Here is a 20,245-nt window from a genome sequence, read left to right as displayed (position 1 = left end):
GTCGACGCGTGGACCGGGCCCGCCACAGCGATATCCACAGGGTCGGAACGGCCCGAACACGCGCCGTCGTCCACAGGTCAACGCCCCGTTTCACGCGCGGTTTCACGTGAAACGAGGGGGGCCTGTGGAAAACCGCTGTGGATAACTTCGGCGGTACCCGGCGCCGCGTTCTGGAGGCCTTCCACGCCGTCGGGCGGCCCGCCTTGTCCTTGAAACGTCCCGCTCGTCAGGCGCCCTCTACGAGGTTGGACGGCTGGCCGTTTCACGTGAAACGGCTGAGGCGTGAGGCGTCCTGGTCCTGGGGCCGACGGCAGTCGCCTTCGGTCCTCGTCGGCCGATGGCCGTTCGCGCCCGTCGCCAGTCTCGGTCTTTTTCGCTGTCGCTGCTCCTGCGGCCTTTGTTGACGCTTTCGGCTCGGAGGGCGGACCCGGCAGCGTCCGTCGCCGGGTGCTTCCTGCTGGGCGGTGTGAGGCGGCGGCCGGCGCGCTGGGCGGCGTGGGGCGGCGGTGGGAGGCGTGGGGCGGCGGTGGGGGGCGTGGGGCGGCGGTCGGCATGGCGGGCACCGCGCGCCGGCGCTGGGCGGCGTGGGGCCGCGGTCGGCGTACTGGGCCGCGTGGGGCGCGGCGGCGCTGGGCGGCGTGCCGGCGGCGGCCGGCGTGCTGGGCGCCGCGCCCCGGCGCCGGGCGGCGTGAGGCCGCTGCCGGCGTGCCGGGCGGCGCTAGCGCTAGAGATGCGAGGCGGCGTTCGGCGTGCCGACGCGGCACCCGCCAGCGCTCCTCGGCGCGGTGAAGGTGCGGTGTGACGGAGGGCACCCGGCGGTCCGGAAGACCCGTCCGGACCCCGTGGTTGTGTGAGGTGTCGGTGTGTCCAGTGTCCCCGGGCCTCACCCAATTGCCTTCGCGGAATACCGTCCGGCTGGAGCCGCGTCGAGCCACTCGCCGAGAGGCGACCTGCACACCGACACCAGCGGCGCCCCGGCCACCAGGCCGGGGCGCCGGTGTGTCTACCCCCACCGCCACACGCGATCTGGCGCCGGCCGAGGTCGGGCGCAGCGGGAAGAAGTCGCAGCCCGCTCCTGCGTGGGCGGTGGAGGGGCGCGGAGGCGCCTTGACGGCTCGGACGGGGTATCGGGGACGCAGAGGCGTCTCTGGTGGTGCGGGCCGCGGTGTCCGGGAGGCGGCGCCGCCCGGGTGCCCGGGCCGCCCGGGCCGCTCGGGTGCCCCCGGGCCGCTCGCAACCGAATGGTGCAGGACGTCGGGTCGACCGCGTGCAGGGCCGGCGAGTTTCACGTGAAACGACGCGCGTCTTCACAGCCGGGCCACGAGACGGCCCCGATCCGTCCCCGGCCAGCCAAACACGTGATGCCGGCGGACGGTGCGGCTTGGTCGCGCCGGTGCCTTCGGTCCGCGCCAGTTCGCGCCGCCACTGCGGTCCCGCATGGCGGCGCGGAGATGGCTCCAGCGGCCGTCATGGCGAACTCCCACCGCCTTGAGTAATTCGCCGTATGTGTCGCTGAGCGGCCCGCTGGGCGCCGCGCAGGCAGTCCCTGCCGCACCTCTTTCGGGCGCCACAACGCACGGCCAGGGGCGTCGGATCGGTCCCTACGACGTCGGGGACCGCCCGCGCGAGCAGAGCCGGCTACCGAGGAGGCCAGCTTCGGGAGGGCGCGCTCGTTTCACGTGAAACCGTGCCCCGAACCGCCCCACCCCGAGGGGCCAGACGATCGTCGTGCAAGCGATCCTCCTGAACGTCCGGCGACTGACCTGATCGGTGTCGGTCCGGTGGTCGCTGCCATCGGCCCGGGGAGGACGGGCCTCCGATGCCAGCTCCGCGAGACGAAGACGCGGACGGAGCCAATCACTCTCCACTGAACGAGCCCGCGACCGTCGGCGCTACAAGCGGCGCACCCACTGCGGCCAGGTCCGCGGTCGGGTCCGCGGTCGGGCCGGAAAGGGGCACGGAGAGGGTCGCGCGGACGGGGTGTCCGTGCGCCGGGAACGGGGCATCCGGGCGACGGGAACGGGGCGTCCGGGGAACGAGGCAGCGAGAGCGAGCGGACGCGGACGGTCCCCGGACACCGGACACCGGACTTGTGGCACCGGGAACGGGGCCGACGGGAACGCGGCCGACGGGAACCGGCCGCCGCAACGAGCCGCCGGCAACGGCCCGCCGGCAACGGGTCGCCGGGGAGGGCTGTGGAGGGGCGGCTGGGACGGCGCACGGGGCGGGAGCCGGACCGGCCCCGGACGGATGGAGCCGAAACGCGCCGCCGAAACACCGGACGGCACCTCCGACCGAGCACGTACAACAAACGGCCGCACGCCCCTGGAGGCGTGCGGCCGTCGAGCGTTCGGGGGCGATCAGTCGCCGGACTCCTCCTTCTCGACACCGATGATGCCGACGATGCGCTCCAGGTCGTCCACGGTGGCGAACTCGATCGTGATCTTGCCCTTGCTCCGCCCGATGTCCACCTTCACCCGGGTGTCGAAGCGGTCGGACAAGCGGTCGGCCAGATCCGTGAGTGCCGGAGCGTGCGGCTTCGGGCGCCGCTTCGCGGCTGGTGTCTTCGCGGGGCCGTCGCTCAGTGCCAGAGCGACGATCTCCTCGGTGGCGCGTACCGACAGGCCCTCGGCCACGATCCGCAGAGCGAGCTGCTCCTGAGCATCCGCGTCGTCGAGGCTCAGCAGCGCGCGGGCGTGCCCCGCGGACAGCACCCCGACGGCCACGCGGCGCTGCACCTGGGCGGGGAGGTTCAGCAGCCGGATGGTGTTCGAGATCTGCGGGCGGCTGCGGCCGATGCGGCGGGCCAGCTCCTCGTGGGTGGCACCGAATTCCTCCAGCAGTTGCTGGTACGCGGCGGCCTCCTCCAGCGGGTTGAGGTTCGCCCGGTGGATGTTTTCCAGCAGCGCGTCCCGGAGCATCGCGTCGTCCCGGGTGTCCCGCACGATCGCCGGGATGCTCTCCTTGCCGACCGCCTGGGCCGCCCGCCAGCGGCGCTCGCCCATGACGAGTTCGTACTTCTCGCCGTCGAGCTGGCGTACGACGATGGGCTGAAGGAAACCGACCTCCCGGATCGAGGTCTTCAGTTCCTCCAGCGCGTCCTCGTCGAAGACCTGCCGGGGCTGCTTCGGGTTCGGCACGATCGTGTCGACCGGGATCTCGGCGAACCGTGCTCCCGGCACCGGGCTCAGCGTCGGCTCGGGCTCCGCCGACGGGACGGGCACGTCCGCCGCAGGCAGGCTCGCCGAGCCGGTGGCCGCGATGGTCGCCGGTCCACCGTCCACCGGCGCACCACCCGCCGGTTCGGCCCCACCCGGGTCAGCGCCCGGCACCGGCCCGGTCGGGATGAGCGCCCCCAAACCTCGACCCAGGCCGCCCCGAGGACGGTTCTTCATGCCACGCCTCCCGACGCCTCGTCCACGCTACGCATTCCGGCCCACCGGCTCCTTGACCCCGCGCTCGGCAATCTCCTGCGCCGCCTCGAAGTAGCTCGTGGCGCCCCGCGATCCGGGATCGTAGGTCATCACGGACTGCCCGTAGCTGGGCGCCTCGGAGACACGTACGTTGCGAGGGATCACCGCGCGGAGGACCTTGTCACCGAAGTGGTTCCGGACGTCCTGCTCGACGGCGTCGGCCAGGCGCGTACGCCGGTCGTACATGGTGAGCAGGATCGTGGAGACCTCGAGCCTCGGGTTGAGGTGCTGCCGGACCAGGTTGATGTTGTTGATCAGCTGGTTCAGCCCCTCCAGCGCGTAGTACTCGCACTGGATCGGGATGAGCACCTCCTGGGCCGCCACCAGGGCGTTCACCGTGAGCAGGCCGAGCGAGGGCGGGCAGTCGATGAAGACGTAGTCGAAGTGCCCGGGGTACGCCGTGATGGCGCGGGCCAGCCGGGACTCACGGGCGACGACCGAGACCAGTTCGATCTCCGCGCCCGCCAGGTCGATGGTGGCCGGTACGCACCAGAGGTTGGGGATGCCCTCCACCGCCTGGGCGACGTCCTCGAGCGGCAGGCTGTTGATGAGGCAGTCGTAGACGTCCGGCACACCGGTGTGGTGCGGCACGTTGAGCCCGGTCGACGCGTTCCCCTGAGGGTCGAGGTCGATCACGAGCACCCGGTTGCCGTGCAGGGCGAGGGCCACCGCCAGGTTGACGGTGGTGGTCGTCTTACCCACGCCGCCCTTCTGGTTCGCGACGCACATGACCCGGGTCCGCTCCGGTCGAGGCATCGTCACCTCGCCACTGGGGTTCAGGATCTGCACGGCGCGCATCGCCTCCATTGCCAACGGTGGGTCATCGTCTTCGGCCGTTTCACGTGAAACGAACGACGGGTCAACGGCAGCGTCCGGGTACGGCTCGGCCACCGGTACGCCGGGCGGCACGGTCACCGGGGCGGCGTCCCGCGCGGTGTCGGGGGTCGGCTGCTGCGGCACCGCCGACTCGAATCGGGCCGAGGCCGAGGCGTTCCGGCGGGTGCCATCCGGCCGACCGTCGGCCGGCGCGTTCGCGGGACGTGAGGCGGCGTCCGCCGCCCGGCGGATCGCCGGAGGCTCGACGGCGTCGGAGCCGGGCGTCATGCCGCCCACCGGCAGTCCCGGATCCGCAGTTCGCGAGGGCTCGTCGATTGACCAACCGGAGTAGCCGGTTTCACGTGAAACATGGTCGTTGGCCGACCCATTCGTGCGTGGGTCGTCGTACCTGCCGTCGTCATGCACCTGTCATCCCTGCCCGCTTCGGATGGTCGGTCCGCACCCGTCAACTGGCCACACCCGCGCGTGCCCCCCGCGGTGCCTGCGGCCGGCGGGAGCGACCGGCTCCGTCAACGACCGTCGCCGCCCGCTCCACACTATCGACGCGCGGCCAGCCTACGGTGGACGGGCGCGGCGGGTCCACGTCGGGTTCTGATCCCTTTCCTCCACCCGCACCCGTTCAACGACGTAACCACCCGTCGAGAAAGCCGCCGCCGTGGCGGAGGCGCTGGTCAACGGTCAGGGGCGTGGCGAGGACGGCCGGTAGGTCCTCCCGCGGGGCGATCGGCGTCACAACGTCTGCGACACGCAGGTCGGCGAAGATCGCGGTCGACGTCCCATGCGCTGGTGACAACCAGCCCGCCTCATCGCTGACGGCTGAGGGCCGCGCGACAAGGAAACGGGCCGGCCGACATGGGGACGGGCGGGCCGGGGTGAGCTCGCATCGGAAACGCCGCGCGCGTCAGCGCCGGCGAGCCCGTCCGCCTCGCGACTTGCGGCCAACCGTCGCACGGGCGGGGGCCACCACCCGTTCGTGCACGACCTCGATCACAGTCGTCGGCGGCTCGATCACACCTACGCCGCACCGATGCAGGGTGGGCTCGCCGCCGCCGAGCTTCGCGACGGCGGCCGCGTGCTCCGCGATCTCGTCGGCGGCCGAGGCGCCCTTCAGGGCCACCAGCCGCCCGCCCACGACCGTCAGGGGCAGGCACCAGGCGGCGAGCCGGTCCAGCGGCGCGACGGCGCGTGCCGTGACCACGTCGCCGCGTAGCGGAGCCGTCTCAGCCGTGCCGGCTGCCGCCTCCTCGGCCCGTCCCCGGAACACGCGCACGGTCCCGGTGAGGCCGAGTTCGTCGACCGCCTCCGTGAGGAACGAGGTGCGGCGGGCGAGCGGCTCGACGAGGGTGATCATCAGGTCCGGGCGGGCGATCGCCAAAACCAGGCCGGGCAGGCCGGCGCCGGAACCGACGTCCAACACCTCCACGCCCTCGGGAATCCGTTCCGCTACCGCGGCGCAGTTCAGCAGGTGCCGGTCCCAGAGCCGGGGCGTCTCCCGGGGGCCGATGAGGCCGCGGACCACGCCGTCGGTCGCCAACAGTTCGGCGTACGCGGCGGCGAGGTCGAGGCGGTCGCCGAAGAGCGCACGGGCCGCGTCGGCCAGTTCGGGCGGCAGGGTGGCCCCGGCGGGATCGGGAGCGCCGGCCAGCGAGGGGTCGCTCTGCGATCCGCGCCGGACAGCCGACGGCCCGGGTGGGTTGCCACCCGGGCCGGCCGCGGTGTCCACCGCGTTGTCGTCGTGGGTCACCCCGTCAGTCCACCGGCCGGACGACGATGCGCCGGTTCGGCTCGACACCCTCGGACTCGCTCTCCACCCCGGTCATGGCGTTGACCACGTCGTGCACGCACTTGCGCTCGAAGGCCGACATCGGCTCCAGGCGCACCGGCTCGCCGTACTCCTTGACCTTCTCGACGGCGTTGCGCGCCACCGCGGCGAGTTCCTTGCGGCGGGTGGCCCGGTAGCCGCCGACGTCGAGCAGCAGCCTGCTCGGCGTGCCGGTCTGCCGGAAGACGGCGAGGCGGGTCAGCTCCTGGAGCGCCTCCAGGGTGGCGCCGCGCTGGCCCACGAGGCTCTGCAGCCGGCCGCCGACGACCTCGACCACCGGACGCCCGCCGGAGACGAGCTCGTCGATGTCGCCGTCGTAGTCGAGGATGTCGAGCAGGCCCTCGACGTAGTCGGCCGCGATCTCGCTCTGCCGGAACAGGTCGCTGTCGGCCGGGGCCTTCTTCTCCCGCCCCGCCTCGGCGCCGGTCTCCTCGGCCTCCACGTCGCTGTCGTCGTTCGCCTCGACGGGGGCGGTCCCCTCCTCCAGGGACTCGTCGGCGCGGGGGATGCTGGTGTCGGTCACGGTCTCATCTCCGTACTCGCTCGGCCGGACCGTCGGGTCCGCTGGTCTCCCGAGGGCCGGCGGGTGGTCGCCGCTGCCCCACGGGCACGTCTGTACGGGCAGTGTCGCCCGCGCCCGCGCCGTGCGCGGTGCATTCCGCCCGGCGCCGGCCGTACGGCGGCTGCACGGTGCGGAACGGGCCGCCGGCGGTCTCCCACGCGGCGGCCCGGAGTCACGCTAGCCCTGCCGCTTGGCGGGGCGCCCCTTCTTCGGGTTCACCGGCTTGGCACCCGGCTTCGGCCCAGCGATCTTCGGCGCGGTCGCCTTGGCGGGCGGCTGCGGGGCCGGCTTGCCGCGGCCGAACAGGCCGGCGTTCCGGGCCGGCTGAACGGGGCCGCGGGCACCCGAGGTGGCCTTGCTGGTGGCCGTGACCGGCGGCGGGTACTTGCGCAGCACCCACTGCTGCTGGCCGAGGGTGAAGAGGTTGTTGGTCACCCAGTAGATGATCACGCCGATCGGGAAGATCGCGCCCGAGACGAGCAGGGAGAGCGGGATGCCGTAGAGCATCAGGCGCTGGATCATGCGCTGCTGCGGGTCCTCGGCCCAGCCGGTCTTGAGGATCATCTGGCGGCTGGTGAGGTAGGTGGTGCCCATCATGACCAGGACCAGGACGCCGGCGATGATCTTGACGGTGGTGCCGTTCGCGCCGAGCCGAGCCAGCTCGTCGGCGGTCGACTGGAACTTGCCGGCGATCGGGGCGGTGAACAGCTTCGCGTTGGAGGCGCTGTCGAACTGGTCGACCGACCAGCCGTACAGCGTCTTGGCCTGCTTGGCCGGGTCGAGCCGCCGGAGGACGTGGAAGAGACCCAGGAAGACCGGAATCTGGAGGAACATCGGAAGGCAGCCCATGAGGGGGTTGGCCTTTTCCTTCCGGTAGAGCTCCATCATCTCCTTCTGGAGCGTCTCCCGGTCACCCTTGTGCTTCTCCTGCAGCGCCTTGAGCTGGGGCTGCAACGCCTGCATGGCGCGCTGCGACTTGATCTGCTTGACGAAGACCGGGAACAGGATCACCCGGACGGTGACCACCAGGAAAATGATCGCCAGGATCCAGGCGAAGTTCGTCCCGATCACGGCGTCGACCGGCACTCCGATGGCGTCCCATGCGGAATGCCAGGTCAGCAGGATCCACGAAATCGCGTAGTAGACCCAGTCGAGACTCAATTCGGAGCTCCAGTCACATCGGCACGGCGGCGACCGCCCGGCTCCGGCACCGGGTCATGTCCACCTGGGTGGAAGGGGTGGCAGCGCAACAACCGCCGGACCGCGAGGCCGGCTCCTCGGACCGCGCCGTGCCGGGCCACCGCCTCGAGGGCGTACGCACTGCACGACGGGTAGAACCGACAGCGGGCCGGCAGTGCCGGACTTATCCACCGACGGTACGCGATGATGGGCCCTGTCAGCACACGGGCAGCGGCGCTGCCGGGCCGGGGGACGGTGGGCCCGGCGCTCACCGACGCCGTCCACGGGGTGCCCGGGCCGCCACGATCGCGGCGTCCAGGTCGGCGCCGAGCCGCGCGTACGACGCGTCGGCGGCCGCCGGGAGCGCCCGGACGACCAGCGTGCTGCCCGCCGGCAGCCCGGCCAGCCGCTCGCGGACGAGGTGGCGCAGGCGGCGACGGACCCGGTTGCGGACGACGGCGGGCCCCACGGCCTTGGACACGACGAAGCCGGCGCGGGTCGGTGCGGAGGGTTGCTCCGTACCGGTGCTCCGCGCCGGCTTCGGCGAGGTGTCTGTCGTGGTTTCGGGGGAGATCGGCAGGTTCAGGTGCACCACGACGGCGCCACGGCCGGCGCGCCGGCCACCACGAACCGCTGCGGCGAAGTCAGTGCTGCGCCGCAGTCGCTGCGCGGCCGCCAGCACGACTGCCCACGTCCCCCGGACCTGCCCCGGTCGGCCTCAGGCCGACAGGCGGGCGCGGCCCTTGGAGCGACGGGTCGAGATGATGGCGCGACCGGCCCGGGTGCGCATGCGCAGCCGGAAGCCGTGGGTCTTCGCGCGCCGGCGGTTGTTCGGCTGGTAGGTGCGCTTGCTCACGTCAGGCTCTCCGTATGTCGTACGTCCCGGGGTGGTGAGGACCCGGAGTCGATGGTGGTCCAGGCCACTCGCGGTGGCCTCCGATCGGCGCTGCCCGGCGACGCGGGCCTCGGTGGGGCCGGGCGGTGGTCGCGGACAGCAAGCACCCATCACCCTAGCAGAGGGCGTGAGAGCAGCCGCTCCAGCCTACGCAGGGGGGCAATGACCGTCAAACAGGGCAGCGCGGGTCCACCCGGACGCGCCGACGACCGAAGCGGCGGTTTTCACTCATACCGACAACGGCGGGGACGCGTCGCCGGTTGATGGCTCAGGGACAACGCTGTTACCGTGCCCGATTGCGGTCGGCGTCCGGGGGTGCGGTCGTCGCCGGCCGGCAAGACCGGACAAGGTAGTGAATCGTTCGGCACGGTGTACCCGCTTCAGCGCCCGTTCAGGCAGGGGGCAGGTCCCACCCGCGTCCGACGAACGGCCACAATCGTCGGTACACAGGCTGTGGATAACTTGTGGACGACTGGTCGGCCGTTCGGGTGGTGAGGGCCACCCGCGCGAACGCGGCGGCCCGGAACGGCCCGCTGGAGACAGCGGCGGCCGGGAGCAGAGGCGAGGGGGTGGCACGACGGTGGCCGGTACGACCGACCTTGCCGCGGTGTGGACGGCGACGACGGACGAGCTCGCCGACGAGATCATCTCCGCCCAGCAGCGTGCCTACCTGCGACTGACCCGGCTGCGCGCCATCGTCGAGGACACCGCGCTGCTCTCCGTGCCGGACGCCTTCACCCGGGACGTGATCGAGTCGCGGCTGCGGCCCGCGATCACCGAGGCACTCACGCGCCGGCTTGGCCGGCCGATCCAGGTGGCCGTCACCGTCCGGGTCGCCGAGGATGCTGGCGGCCGCCCCGCCGGCACGGTCTACCGCAGCACCCCGGAGACGGGACCACTCGACCCGGAGGTCGGGCCACCGACCCTGCTCGACGAGCCGGTCGGGCCGGGCCTGCCGCTCCTGCCGATCCCGGAGCAGCCACAGGCCGACCGCGCGCCGGAACCGCCGCCGCTCGGCGACCCGCACCATCCGGGCCTGGCGGCTCCCGCCGGCGTCGGCCCGTACGAGGCACGACCCGCCACCGGCCGGGACGCCCAGGAGGCGTTGTTCAGCACCGCCTTCGCCGAACCGGCGCCACCGCCCGCCCCCCGGCCGGCGCCCGAGCGCCGCGGCTTCGACGAGCAGGCCGCCCGGCTGGACCCGCCGGGACCGGACACCCGGGCGTTCGACCCCCGCTACCGCGAGGACGCCGGCTCGCCGCGCGACCAGCACGTCATCCGCCCGCTGCCCCGCGACGGCGGCACGGACAGCGGGCCCGGCCGCGGTGGTCCCGACCACCGGCCGGGCATGCGCGACGACCGCCGCCTGCCCGGCGCCGACACGGGCGGCAACCGGCTCAACCCGAAGTACATGTTCGAGACGTTCGTCATCGGCTCGTCCAACCGGTTCGCGCACGCGGCGTCCGTCGCGGTGGCCGAGTCGCCGGCGAAGGCGTACAACCCGCTCTTCATCTACGGCAGCTCCGGGCTGGGCAAGACCCACCTGCTGCACGCCATCGGGCACTACGCCACGACCCTGGGCAACGCCCGCTCGGTCCGGTACGTCTCGACCGAGGAGTTCACCAACGACTTCATCAACTCGCTGCGGGACGACAAGACGAGCGCGTTCCAGCGGCGCTACCGGGACGTGGACATCCTCCTCATCGACGACATCCAGTTCCTGGAGAACCGGGAGCGGACGCAGGAGGAGTTCTTCCACACCTTCAACACCCTGCACAACGCCAACAAGCAGATCGTGATCACCTCCGACCGGTCGCCGAAGCAGCTCGCCACGCTGGAGGACCGGCTGCGTACGCGGTTCGAGTGGGGCCTGCTGGCCGACATCCAGCCGCCGGACTTGGAGACGCGGATCGCGATCCTGCAGAAGAAGGCGGCGCAGGAGCGTCTCTTCGCGCCGCCGGACGTGCTGGAGTTCATCGCCTCGCGGGTGTCGAACTCGATCCGCGAACTCGAGGGCGCCCTGATCCGGGTGACCGCGTTCGCGAGCCTCACCCGGTCGACGGTCGAGCTGTCGCTGGCCGAGGAGGTGCTGCGGGACTTCATCCCGGACGGCGCCGGCCCGGAGATCACCGCGGACCAGATCATGGTCTCCACGGCCGACTACTTCGGCGTGAGCCTGGAGGACCTGCGGGGGCACTCCCGCTCGCGGGTCCTCGTCAACGCCCGTCAGGTGGCCATGTATCTCTGCCGGGAGCTGACCGACCTGTCGCTGCCCCGGATCGGGCAGGCGTTCGGCGGGCGCGACCACACCACCGTCATGCACGCCGACCGCAAGATCCGTCAGCAGATGGCCGAGCGCCGCTCGCTCTACAACCAGATCGCCGAGCTGACCAACCGGATCAAGCAGAACACCTGAGGCGTACGCGAGCCTCCCGGCGCCCCGAGGCTCGCGATCCGCCCGCCCGGCCGTGGCAACGGCCGGGCTTTTTTCTTGTCCACAGCCCGACGCGCTTGACCCTCGAGCCGGTCGAGCCCGCACGATCGGGCCGTGTCCGTCCACCGCCGCCGCTCGTTGTCCACACCCCGTTGTCCACCGACGGTGGATAACTACCGTCCGTCCGCCGCCGGTTACCCACAGCCTGTGGACGACCCCTGGGGACAGGGTGTGGACGGGTGGGGACAACGGTCCTCGTCATCCACCGATGACGGTCGACCTGTGGGCGACCTGTTGAAGGTTCTGGGGATGACGGCCGGAGTGACGAGCCGGACGGTCCACAGGCCTGGGGAGAAAGTCCGTGGACAACCGGTGGACAACCGGTGGACAGCGGTGGACAACTCGCGTCCGGACGGGGGCTGTGGACCACGACACGGGTTTGCACCCCGGTTCTCCACAGCGAGAACACCGGTGGATAACGTGTCCCACCTGCGCGGACGCCGGTTCTCCACAGTTTGCACAGGTGCGATGAAGACGATGAGTTATCTCTTCTGAAAGAACAAAAACCAATCATCACCGTTGGACTTTCTGTGGATTGGGCCGGACGCTGCCGAGCAGGCGGTGAGCACCGACTCCCGGGACGGGGTCGGGCGCACAGCCGATGCCCCCGCGCCCTAAGGTGCGATGGGTACCCGCACGGTCAGGCGGGTCGGCAGGCAGCGGTCGGCATGAGAGAGTTGTCGCTGACGTCGACGCGGAGGCATTGATGAAGTTCCGAGTGGAGCGCGACGCGCTCGCCGAGGCCGTGGCCTGGACCGCGAAGAGCCTGCCCAACCGGCCGTCCGTTCCGGTGCTGGCCGGTGTGATGCTCCGGGTCACCGAGGGCACCCTGCAGGTCTCCGGGTTCGACTACGAGGTTTCCAGCCAGGTCACCGTCGAGGTCCAGGGCGACGCCGACGGTGCGGCGCTGGTCTCCGGCCGGCTGCTCGCCGAGATCACCAAGGCGCTGCCGGCCAAGCCGGTGGACATCGCCGCCGTGGGTGCCCATCTCGAGCTGGTCTGCGGCAGCGCCCGCTTCACCCTGCCCACCATGCCGGTGGAGGACTACCCGTCGCTCCCGGAGATGCCGGAGAGCGCCGGCACGATCGACGCCGCGGCCTTCGCCGCCGCGGTCGCCCAGGTGGCCGTGGCCGCCGGGCGGGACGAGACGCTGCCGATGATGACCGGCGTCCGCATCGAGCTGTCCGGCGGGACCCTCGCCATGCTCGCCACCGACCGCTACCGGCTGGCCCTGCGCGAGATGCAGTGGAACCCCGACGACCCCGAGGTGAGCATCAACGCGCTGGTGCCCGCGCGCACCCTGCACGACACGGCCAAGGCCCTCGGCCCGCTCGGCGGTGAGGTCACCCTGGCGCTCGCCACGGGCGGCGCCGGCGAAGGGATGATCGGCTTCGCCGGTGGGACCCGGCGGACCACCAGCCGCCTGCTCGACGGCGCCAACTACCCGCCGGTCCGCTCGCTCTTCCCGGCGAACCACAATGCCGAGGCCCGGGTGCCGGTCAGCACCCTGATCGAGGTGGTCAAGCGCGTGGCGCTGGTCGCCGAGCGGACCACCCCGGTGCTGCTCAGCTTCAGCGCCGACGGCCTGGTGGTCGAGGCCGGCGGCTCCGAGGAGGCGCGGGCGAGTGAGGCGATGGAGGCCTCCTTCACCGGCGACGCGCTGACCATCGGTTTCAACCCGCAGTACCTGATCGACGGCCTGTCGAACCTGGGCGCGCAGACCGCCGTGCTCTCGTTCGTCGACGCGTTCAAGCCCGCGGTGATTTCGCCCGCGGGAGAGGATGGCGAGGTCCTGCCCGGGTACCGGTACCTCATCATGCCGATCCGCGTCTCCCGCTGATCGCACCCGCAACACCCACGCACCGGAGGTAAGTACAGATGCAGCTCGGCCTGGTAGGTCTCGGCCGGATGGGCGGCAACATGCGCGAGCGGTTGCGTGCCGCCGGGCACGAGGTGGTCGGTTTCGACCACAACGCGGAGCTGAGCGACGTCGCCTCCCTCGCGGAGCTGGCGGAGAAGCTCGAGTCGCCGCGGGCCGTCTGGGTCATGGTCCCGGCCGGCGTCACCGACGCCACCATCGACGAGCTCGCCGGGGTGCTCGGCGAGGGCGACATCATCATCGACGGCGGCAACTCGCGGTTCAGCGACGACGCGCCCCGGGCCGAGCGACTGAACGACCAGGGCATCGGCTACATCGACGTCGGCGTGTCCGGCGGCGTCTGGGGCCGGCAGAACGGGTACGCGCTGATGGTCGGCGGCGCCGAGGAGCACGTCGCGCGGCTCATGCCGATCTTCGAGGCGCTCAAGCCCGCCGGGGAGTTCGGTTTCGTGCACGCCGGCCCGGTGGGCGCCGGGCACTACGCCAAGATGGTGCACAACGGCATCGAGTACGGCCTCATGCACGCCTACGCCGAGGGCTACGAGCTGCTGGCCGCCTCCGAGCTGGTCACCAACGTGCCGGGCGTGTTCAAGTCGTGGCGCGAGGGCACCGTGGTCCGCTCCTGGCTGCTCGACCTGCTCGACCGGGCCCTCGACGAGGACCCGGAGCTGTCGGAGCTGAGCGGCTACACGGAGGACACGGGCGAGGGCCGCTGGACGGTCGACGAGGCGATCCGGCTGGCCGTGCCGCTGAACGTCATCACGGCCTCGCTCTTCGCGCGGTTCGCCTCCCGTCAGGACGACTCGCCCGCCATGAAGGCCGTGGCCGCGCTGCGCCAGCAGTTCGGCGGGCACGCCGTCCGCAAGCGCTGACCGGCATCCACAGCCCGTGTACGTCCGCCGGCTCGAACTGGTCGACTTCCGGTCGTACGAGCGGGTCGACGTGGACCTCGAACCGGGGGCGAACGTCCTGACCGGCGCCAACGGCGTCGGCAAGACCAACCTGGTCGAGGCACTCGGCTACGTGGCGACCCTGGCCAGCCACCGGGTCGCCACCGACGCACCGCTGGTGCGGATGGGCGCCGCCTCGGCGGTGATCCGCTGCGCGATCGTGCACGACGGCCGGGAGCTTCTCGTCGAGTTGGAGATCGTCCCGGGCAAGGCGAACCGGGCCCGGCTGGGCCGCTCACCGGCCCGCCGGGCCCGGGACGTGCTCGGCGCGCTCCGGCTCGTGCTCTTCGCCCCGGAGGACCTGGAGCTCGTGCGGGGCGACCCGGCCGAGCGCCGCCGCTACCTGGACGACCTCCTGGTCAGCCGCCAGCCGCGGTTCGCCGGGGTACGGGCCGACTACGAGCGGGTGGTCAAGCAGCGGAACGCCCTGCTGCGCACCTCGTACCTCGCCCGCAAGACGGGCGGGTCGCGCGGCGGTGACCTCTCCACCCTCGCCGTCTGGGACGCCCACCTCGCCCAGCACGGCGCGGACCTGCTCGCCGGCCGGCTGGAGCTGGTCGCCGCGCTGGCGCCGCACGTGGCGAAGGCGTACGACGCGGTGGCCGCCGGGCGCGGGGCCGCGGGGATCGCGTACCGGCCGTCGGTGGAACTTCCCGACACGAGCGACCGGGCGGTGCTCGCCGAGGCGCTGACCACGGCCCTCGCCGAGTCCCGGTCGGCGGAGATCGAGCGGGGCACCACCCTGGTCGGCCCGCACCGGGACGAGCTGGCCCTCACGCTCGGCCCGCTCCCTGCCAAGGGATACGCGAGCCACGGTGAGTCCTGGTCGTTCGCGCTGGCGCTGCGCCTCGCCGGCTACGACCTGCTCCGCGCCGACGGCATCGAGCCGGTGCTCGTGCTCGACGACGTCTTCGCCGAGCTGGACGCCGGGCGGCGGGACCGGCTGGCCGAGCTGGTCGGCGGGGCGAGCCAACTGCTCGTGACGTGTGCCGTGGACGACGACGTCCCCGCGACCCTGCAGGGGGCTCGGTACGAGGTGGGCGAGGGGGCGGTGCGCCGTGTCGGATGAACCGGACCGGACCGCCACCGGCCGGGCCGGCGGACCGAGCCGCGCCGCCTCGACCGGGGGACGCGGTGCGCGTACCGCCGCCGGAGGAACCGAGGGCGGTGACCGCGCGGCGCCGCGTGCCGGAACCGGCGGCGGGGCCGGGGCTGGGGCTGGCGGCGATGCCGGGGCCGGCGGCGAGGGGGACGGTCCGTCTGGGCCGGAGCTGGCACGTGCGGTGCTGGACGCCGCGAAGGCGCGGCGGGAGGCCGCGAGAAAGAGCCGCCCGCGGGCGGGGTCCGGTGGTGCCGGCGGCGGAGAGCGGCGGCTGCGCGGCTACTCCGGCCCGGGCCCGGACCCGCGCGACCCGCAGCCGCTCGGCGCGGTGCTGGACCGGCTCGTGAAGGCCCGCGGCTGGCAGCAGCAGGCAGCCGAGGCGACCGTCTTCGGCGCGTGGGAGCGGGTGGTCGGGCCCGAGGTGGCGCAGCACAGCCGCCCCGTCAAGCTGGAGAACGGCGAACTGACCGTGGAGGCCCGGTCCACCGCGTGGGCGACCCAGCTGCGCCTGCTCGCGGGATCGCTGCTCAAGCAGATCGCGCGCGAGGTCGGCCACAACGTCGTGCGCAAGCTGCACATCCACGGCCCGGCGGCGCCGTCCTGGTCGCGCGGGCCCCGCCGGGTGCGCGGCCGTGGCCCCCGGGACACGTACGGCTGAACGGCCGGCCCGACCGGGGCGGCCCGGTTGGGGTGGCCCGGCCGGCTTGGTGGGGCGGCCCGGGCGGCCCGGGCGGCCCGGTGGGCCGGTGGGCCGGTGGGCCGGTGGGGCCGGCCCGCCCATGATCCGCGCAACTTCCCTGTAGTTGTCCCCTGCCGCACCCCCGGAGACAGCAACATCCCTGATGTTGTGCGGATCTTGGGGGCGGCCGTGGGCGACGGCCCGCGAGGAGGTGTGCCGGAGCGGGGAGCCGCCGGCCGGGCGGCCCTAGCGCGGCCCCACGGGCGACGCCCGCGTCACGCACCGCCCTTCAAGCCCCACCTTTAGGCCCCGCCGCGCCGGGCCTCGCGGGCGGCCCGCCTGCGCTCTCGTTGCTCCCGGCTGTAGCGCTTGCGGTTCTCCAGGTCGCGTTTCCACATCTCGCGCGCCTCGGCCGAGCCGCCGTAGATCGCGCCCTGCACCTCGGCGGGTCCGGCGAGGTACCGGTACGCCCACCGCCAGAACGGTCCGCCCTCGCCCGGCGCCCGGACCGGTTTGTCGTCGCCCATGCCGCCCGCCTTCCATCCGCCAACGATTGGGGTACCAACCATTGGTGTACCAAACGTCGGTACCATAGCAGCCGGTCGAGGAGGGGGTCGAGCAGTGGATCACGAGTTGGGCGACGGGGACCCGCTGGCGCTGGAAGAGCAGGTGTGCTTCGCGCTGTCGGTTGCCGCGCGCAGCGTCGTGGCGGTCTACCGCCCCCTGCTGGAGCCGATGGGCCTGACCCATCCGCAGTACCTGGTGATGCTCGCCCTCTGGCAGCACGCCCCGCTGTCGGTGCGCGACCTCAGCCGGCTGCTCCAACTCGACCCGGGCACGCTCTCACCGCTGCTGAAGCGGCTGGAGGCGAACGGCTACGTGCGCCGCGAGCGGGATCCCGCAGACGAGCGGAGCCTCGCCGTCACGCTGACGGCGAGCGGGCAGGCGTTGCGCGCCCGGGCCGAGGAGATCCCGCCGGCGATCGTGGCGCGTCTCGGTATGCCGCTCGCGGATCTGCGGCAGCTGCACAGCGCGCTCACCGAGGTCATCGCGGCGGCGAACCGCGCCGGCGCGGGCCCCGTCGGCTAGCGGCGCGCGCCCCGTGAGGTCGCGGCCCGTGTAGCCCGCGGCCCGTGCGCCCGACGCCCGTGCGCCGCAGCCCGCGGGGGCCGCAGCCCGCGGGGCCGACGCCCGCGGCCCGTGCCCCGCCGCCCGCGGCCCGTGCGCCCCGTCCGGCTGCCGGCGTTCTCAGGAGTGCGTGGCCCGTCGAGGGGCCTCGGACTCGGCGTAGACGGCGAAGCCACGGTCGGCGCAGCGCCGGTAGAAGGCGGCCAGCACACCCAGCTCGGCGCAGGTGAAGTCCCACTGCGGTGGTTCGCCGCGCTCGTCGCGCAGCGCGTCGAGCCGCCCGTCCAGCCAGCGCAACTGCTGCTCGGCGAGGCGCCCGTCGCCCAGCAGCGACCGCAGCACCGCGCTCACCGACTCGAACGTCACGGCCTCGCCGTGCTCACGGTGGCCGGCCACGAACCGCTCGATGCCGTCGGCGATCCAGGCGCAGCCGTCCGGGTCGATCACCGGGTCCTCGTCCTCGGCGGCCGCGTCAGTGGCGTAGAGCACACCGTCCAGACCGAGCAGCAGGTCCACCAGCTCGGTGTACGCGGTCGCCCGGACCGTGCCGGTCTTGGCGATCAGCTCGGCCAGGGCGGCTGTCGGCGCGGAGATCCGTGGCAGGTCGACGATCTCGCCGAAGTCGACGAACTCGGCCGGTGCGACCGGATCGTAGAAGCGGCCGGTCCGCGGCCAGTGCACCGCGACGTTGTCCAGCCCCATCTGGGGTCACCTCTTAAGAGCACGTGTGGGGGTCGATCGGGTCGATCGTCCGGTTCCGCTCGCAAAAGATCAAGTCGGGCTCGGAGGGGAACGAACCGGATCCGGGACCGCCGCCAACGTACGGCACCACCGTGCGCTCCGGTACCCCCCGACCCGCCCGGCAGCGGGTGCACCCGCCCGGCGGCACCGCACCTCGATCGGAGGCTGGCGTGTAGGGGGAGTCGTGGGCGGCACGATTCGGCCGGCTACGGAGTTCTGAGCCCGTTTGCGAGGGTGCCGAGTGGCGGCTTAACCGCCAGCACCCAGTAAGATTGATACAGAGACGAAGACCCGGTGCGGAGCGACGGACACGGGCCCCGGAAAGGGCCCGCGATCATTGTCCACGTCGGGTCGAGCCGATCGCGATCCGCGGGCAACCGCGGCGAACGGCGCGTACCGACCCGTGACCGGAATCCTTCCGGCACCGGTCCGCGCCGACGTCGCGTCCTGTCCGCCGAACCCGCACCAGACGCGCCTGCCCGGCGCCGACGGGGCGAGAAAGTGGCCGAGGGTGGCAGCGCAGGAAAATCAGCAGTACGGCGCAGAATCGATCACCGTTCTCGAGGGGTTGGAGGCCGTCCGGAAGCGGCCCGGTATGTACATCGGGTCGACCGGCGAGCGGGGCCTGCACCACCTCGTGTGGGAGGTCGTGGACAACGCGGTCGACGAGGCGCTGGCCGGCTACTGCGACACGATCGACGTGGTGCTGCTGGCCGACGGCGGCGTCCGCGTCACCGACAACGGCCGCGGCTTCCCGGTCGACCTGCACCCGAAGCTGAAGAAGCCCGGCGTCGAGGTGGCGCTGACCGTGCTGCACGCGGGCGGCAAGTTCGACGGCAAGGCGTACGCGGTCTCCGGCGGTCTGCACGGCGTCGGCGTGTCCGTGGTGAACGCGCTCTCCACGAGGATGTTCGTGGAGATCCAGAAGGACGGCTTCTTCTGGCGCCAGAGCTACGCCAACTCCAAGCCGAGCCCGCTGGAGAAGGGCGAGGAGACCGACCGTACCGGCTCGGCGGTGTCCTTCTGGCCCGACCCGAGCGTCTTCGAGACGGTCGACTTCGACTTCCAGACCATCTACCGCCGGCTGCAGGAGATGGCCTTCCTCAACCGCGGGCTCACCATCCACCTGCTCGACGAGCGGGTCGCGGATGGCGAGGAGGGCAAGCAGCGCGAGGTCACCTTCCTCTACAAGGGCGGCATCGCCGACTTCGTCCGGCACCTGAACGCCTCGAAGAACCCGATCCACCGGACGGTGGTCGAGTTCGGCGCCGAGGAGGAGGGGATGTCGGTCGAGATCGCCATGCAGTGGAACGAGTCGTACGGCGAGTCGGTCTACACCTTCGCCAACACGATCAACACCCACGAGGGCGGCACGCACGAGGAGGGCTTCCGGGCCGCGCTCACGAGCGTGGTGAACCGCTACGGCACCGACCGGAAGCTGCTCAAGGGTGACGAGAAGCTCTCCGGCGAGGACATCCGCGAGGGGCTCGCCGCGATCATCTCGGTGAAGCTGGCCAACCCGCAGTTCGAGGGGCAGACCAAGACCAAGCTCGGCAACACGCCGGTGAAGAGCTTCGTGCAGCGGGTCTGCAACGAGTGGCTCGTCGACTGGTTCGACCGGAACCCGGCCGAGGCGAAGACCATCATCCAGAAGGCGTCGCAGGCGGCGCGGGCACGGATCGCGGCCCAGCAGGCGCGCAAGCTGGCCCGACGCAAGTCGCTGCTCGAGTCCGGCTCGATGCCGGGCAAGCTGGCCGACTGCCAGTCCACCGACCCGCGGGAGTCCGAGGTCTTCATCGTCGAGGGCGACTCGGCGGGTGGCTCGGCGAAGCAGGGGCGCGACCCGCGGACCCAGGCGATCCTGCCGATCCGCGGCAAGATCCTCAACGTGGAGAAGGCCCGGATCGACCGGGTGCTGAAGAACAACGAGGTCCAGGCGCTCATCACCGCGCTGGGCACCGGCATCCACGACGACTTCGACATCGAGAAGCTGCGTTACCACAAGATCGTGCTGATGGCCGACGCCGACGTCGACGGCCAGCACATCCAGACGCTGCTGCTCACCCTGCTCTTCCGCTTCATGCGTCCGCTGGTCGAGCTGGGGCACGTCTACCTGGCTGCCCCGCCGCTCTACAAGATCAAGTGGAACAAGAAGGGCGACGACGCGCAGTACGCGTACTCCGACCGGGAGCGCGACGGGCTGATCGCGCTGCGCCAGCAGCAGAAGCCGAACGCCAAGCCGGACGACATCCAGCGGTTCAAGGGTCTCGGCGAGATGAACTATCCCGAGCTGTGGGAGACCACGATGAACCCGGCGACCCGTACCCTGCGTCAGGTCACTCTCGACGACGCGGCAACCGCCGACGAGCTTTTCAGCGTCCTCATGGGCGAGGACGTCGAGGCGCGCCGGTCGTTCATCCAGCGCAATGCCAAGGACGTGCGGTTCCTGGACATCTGACGGTCACCGAATGGCCGGCCGGGCTCCACCGGCCGGCCACCGGTCC

17 protein-coding genes and 1 pseudogene are annotated in these 20,245 nt (G+C 72.3%); 8 read left to right on the top strand and 10 right to left on the bottom strand.

Annotated elements, in window-relative coordinates; genetic code table 11:
• Positions 1–515: 515 nt before the first annotated feature.
• Positions 516–692, top strand: a complete 177-nt coding sequence (locus ACSNOA_RS02510) for a hypothetical protein (protein ID WP_436655779.1) — start codon at positions 516–518, stop codon at positions 690–692.
• 1,668 nt (positions 693–2,360) lie between these two features.
• Here the strand turns inward: ACSNOA_RS02510 and ACSNOA_RS02505 are convergent.
• From ACSNOA_RS02505 to rpmH, 8 genes are all read right to left on the bottom strand, one after another.
• The gene (locus tag ACSNOA_RS02505) at positions 2,361–3,395 is read right to left on the bottom strand and encodes a ParB/RepB/Spo0J family partition protein (protein WP_436655777.1); all 1,035 of its coding nucleotides are present in this window, start codon (positions 3,393–3,395) and stop codon (positions 2,361–2,363) included.
• A 27-nt stretch (positions 3,396–3,422) separates the two neighbouring features.
• Positions 3,423–4,715 (bottom strand): AAA family ATPase, encoded by a 1,293-nt coding sequence (locus ACSNOA_RS02500; protein WP_436655775.1) that lies wholly within the window; start codon positions 4,713–4,715, stop codon positions 3,423–3,425.
• A 496-nt stretch (positions 4,716–5,211) separates the two neighbouring features.
• Complete coding sequence (gene rsmG, locus ACSNOA_RS02495) at positions 5,212–5,955, bottom strand: 16S rRNA (guanine(527)-N(7))-methyltransferase RsmG (RefSeq protein WP_436656193.1); 744 nt, start codon at positions 5,953–5,955, stop codon at positions 5,212–5,214.
• Positions 5,956–6,058: 103 nt separating this feature from the next.
• The gene (locus tag ACSNOA_RS02490) at positions 6,059–6,655 is read right to left on the bottom strand and encodes a protein jag (protein WP_436655773.1); all 597 of its coding nucleotides are present in this window, start codon (positions 6,653–6,655) and stop codon (positions 6,059–6,061) included.
• Positions 6,656–6,871: 216 nt separating this feature from the next.
• On the bottom strand, positions 6,872–7,855 hold the full coding sequence (gene yidC / locus ACSNOA_RS02485) for a membrane protein insertase YidC (protein WP_436655771.1): 984 nt from the start codon (positions 7,853–7,855) through the stop codon (positions 6,872–6,874).
• Complete coding sequence (gene yidD / locus ACSNOA_RS02480; protein WP_436656191.1) at positions 7,852–8,097, bottom strand: membrane protein insertion efficiency factor YidD; 246 nt, start codon at positions 8,095–8,097, stop codon at positions 7,852–7,854. The genes yidC and yidD overlap by 4 nt, the downstream gene beginning before the upstream one ends.
• Before the next feature lie 44 nt (positions 8,098–8,141).
• Positions 8,142–8,555, bottom strand: coding sequence for a ribonuclease P protein component (gene rnpA / locus ACSNOA_RS02475; RefSeq protein ID WP_436655769.1), 414 nt, complete (start codon positions 8,553–8,555; stop codon positions 8,142–8,144).
• Positions 8,556–8,591: 36 nt separating this feature from the next.
• Positions 8,592–8,729, bottom strand: coding sequence for a 50S ribosomal protein L34 (rpmH, locus tag ACSNOA_RS02470; RefSeq protein ID WP_013289388.1), 138 nt, complete (start codon positions 8,727–8,729; stop codon positions 8,592–8,594).
• A 391-nt stretch (positions 8,730–9,120) separates the two neighbouring features.
• Between rpmH and dnaA the strand changes: the two genes are divergently transcribed.
• The 5 genes and pseudogenes from dnaA to ACSNOA_RS02445 form a co-directional block, all read left to right on the top strand.
• The gene (dnaA, locus tag ACSNOA_RS02465; RefSeq protein ID WP_436655767.1) at positions 9,121–11,184 is read left to right on the top strand and encodes a chromosomal replication initiator protein DnaA; all 2,064 of its coding nucleotides are present in this window, start codon (positions 9,121–9,123) and stop codon (positions 11,182–11,184) included.
• A 784-nt stretch (positions 11,185–11,968) separates the two neighbouring features.
• The gene (dnaN, locus tag ACSNOA_RS02460; protein WP_436655765.1) at positions 11,969–13,102 is read left to right on the top strand and encodes a DNA polymerase III subunit beta; all 1,134 of its coding nucleotides are present in this window, start codon (positions 11,969–11,971) and stop codon (positions 13,100–13,102) included.
• 38 nt (positions 13,103–13,140) lie between these two features.
• Entirely contained in the window at positions 13,141–14,013 is an 873-nt protein-coding gene (gene gnd / locus ACSNOA_RS02455) for a phosphogluconate dehydrogenase (NAD(+)-dependent, decarboxylating) (protein WP_436655763.1), read from the top strand.
• A 16-nt stretch (positions 14,014–14,029) separates the two neighbouring features.
• A complete protein-coding gene (recF, locus tag ACSNOA_RS02450) occupies positions 14,030–15,160 on the top strand; it encodes a DNA replication/repair protein RecF (RefSeq protein WP_436655761.1) in 1,131 nt (376 codons plus the stop codon).
• A 106-nt stretch (positions 15,161–15,266) separates the two neighbouring features.
• Positions 15,267–15,851, top strand: a pseudogene (locus ACSNOA_RS02445) (DUF721 domain-containing protein); the annotation flags it as partial.
• A 323-nt stretch (positions 15,852–16,174) separates the two neighbouring features.
• On the opposite strand, the gene ACSNOA_RS02440 reads toward ACSNOA_RS02445, so the two are convergent.
• A complete protein-coding gene (locus ACSNOA_RS02440) occupies positions 16,175–16,399 on the bottom strand; it encodes a hypothetical protein (RefSeq protein ID WP_436655759.1) in 225 nt (74 codons plus the stop codon).
• Between the two features lie 94 nt (positions 16,400–16,493).
• On the opposite strand from ACSNOA_RS02440, the gene ACSNOA_RS02435 reads away from it, so the two are divergent.
• Entirely contained in the window at positions 16,494–16,961 is a 468-nt protein-coding gene (locus ACSNOA_RS02435; protein ID WP_436655757.1) for a MarR family winged helix-turn-helix transcriptional regulator, read from the top strand.
• 159 nt (positions 16,962–17,120) lie between these two features.
• On the opposite strand, the gene ACSNOA_RS02430 is transcribed toward ACSNOA_RS02435, so the two are convergent.
• Positions 17,121–17,702 (bottom strand): hypothetical protein, encoded by a 582-nt coding sequence (locus ACSNOA_RS02430; RefSeq protein WP_436655755.1) that lies wholly within the window; start codon positions 17,700–17,702, stop codon positions 17,121–17,123.
• A 550-nt stretch (positions 17,703–18,252) separates the two neighbouring features.
• Here ACSNOA_RS02430 and gyrB point away from each other — a divergent pair.
• On the top strand, positions 18,253–20,199 hold the full coding sequence (gene gyrB / locus ACSNOA_RS02425) for a DNA topoisomerase (ATP-hydrolyzing) subunit B (RefSeq protein WP_436655753.1): 1,947 nt from the start codon (positions 18,253–18,255) through the stop codon (positions 20,197–20,199).
• Positions 20,200–20,245 lie beyond the last annotated feature (46 nt).

It is taken from the genome of Micromonospora sp. URMC 103, from assembly GCF_051386435.1.
Classification (GTDB): Bacteria; Actinomycetota; Actinomycetes; order Mycobacteriales; family Micromonosporaceae; genus Micromonospora.
The sequence above is the reverse complement of the archived record's forward strand: the minus strand, read 5'-3'. Positions and strand labels throughout refer to the sequence as shown.

Excerpts from the sequence above, each read along its gene's own strand:
- ACSNOA_RS02505 (WP_436655777.1), bottom strand. The coding sequence starts at position 3,395 with ATGAAGAACCGTCCTCGGGGCGGCCTGGGTCGAGGTTTGGGGGCGCTC.
- dnaN (WP_436655765.1), top strand. The coding sequence starts at position 11,969 with ATGAAGTTCCGAGTGGAGCGCGACGCGCTCGCCGAGGCCGTGGCCTGG.
- gnd (WP_436655763.1), top strand. The coding sequence starts at position 13,141 with ATGCAGCTCGGCCTGGTAGGTCTCGGCCGGATGGGCGGCAACATGCGC.
- ACSNOA_RS02440 (WP_436655759.1), bottom strand. The coding sequence starts at position 16,399 with ATGGGCGACGACAAACCGGTCCGGGCGCCGGGCGAGGGCGGACCGTTC.
- ACSNOA_RS02430 (WP_436655755.1), bottom strand. The coding sequence starts at position 17,702 with ATGGGGCTGGACAACGTCGCGGTGCACTGGCCGCGGACCGGCCGCTTC.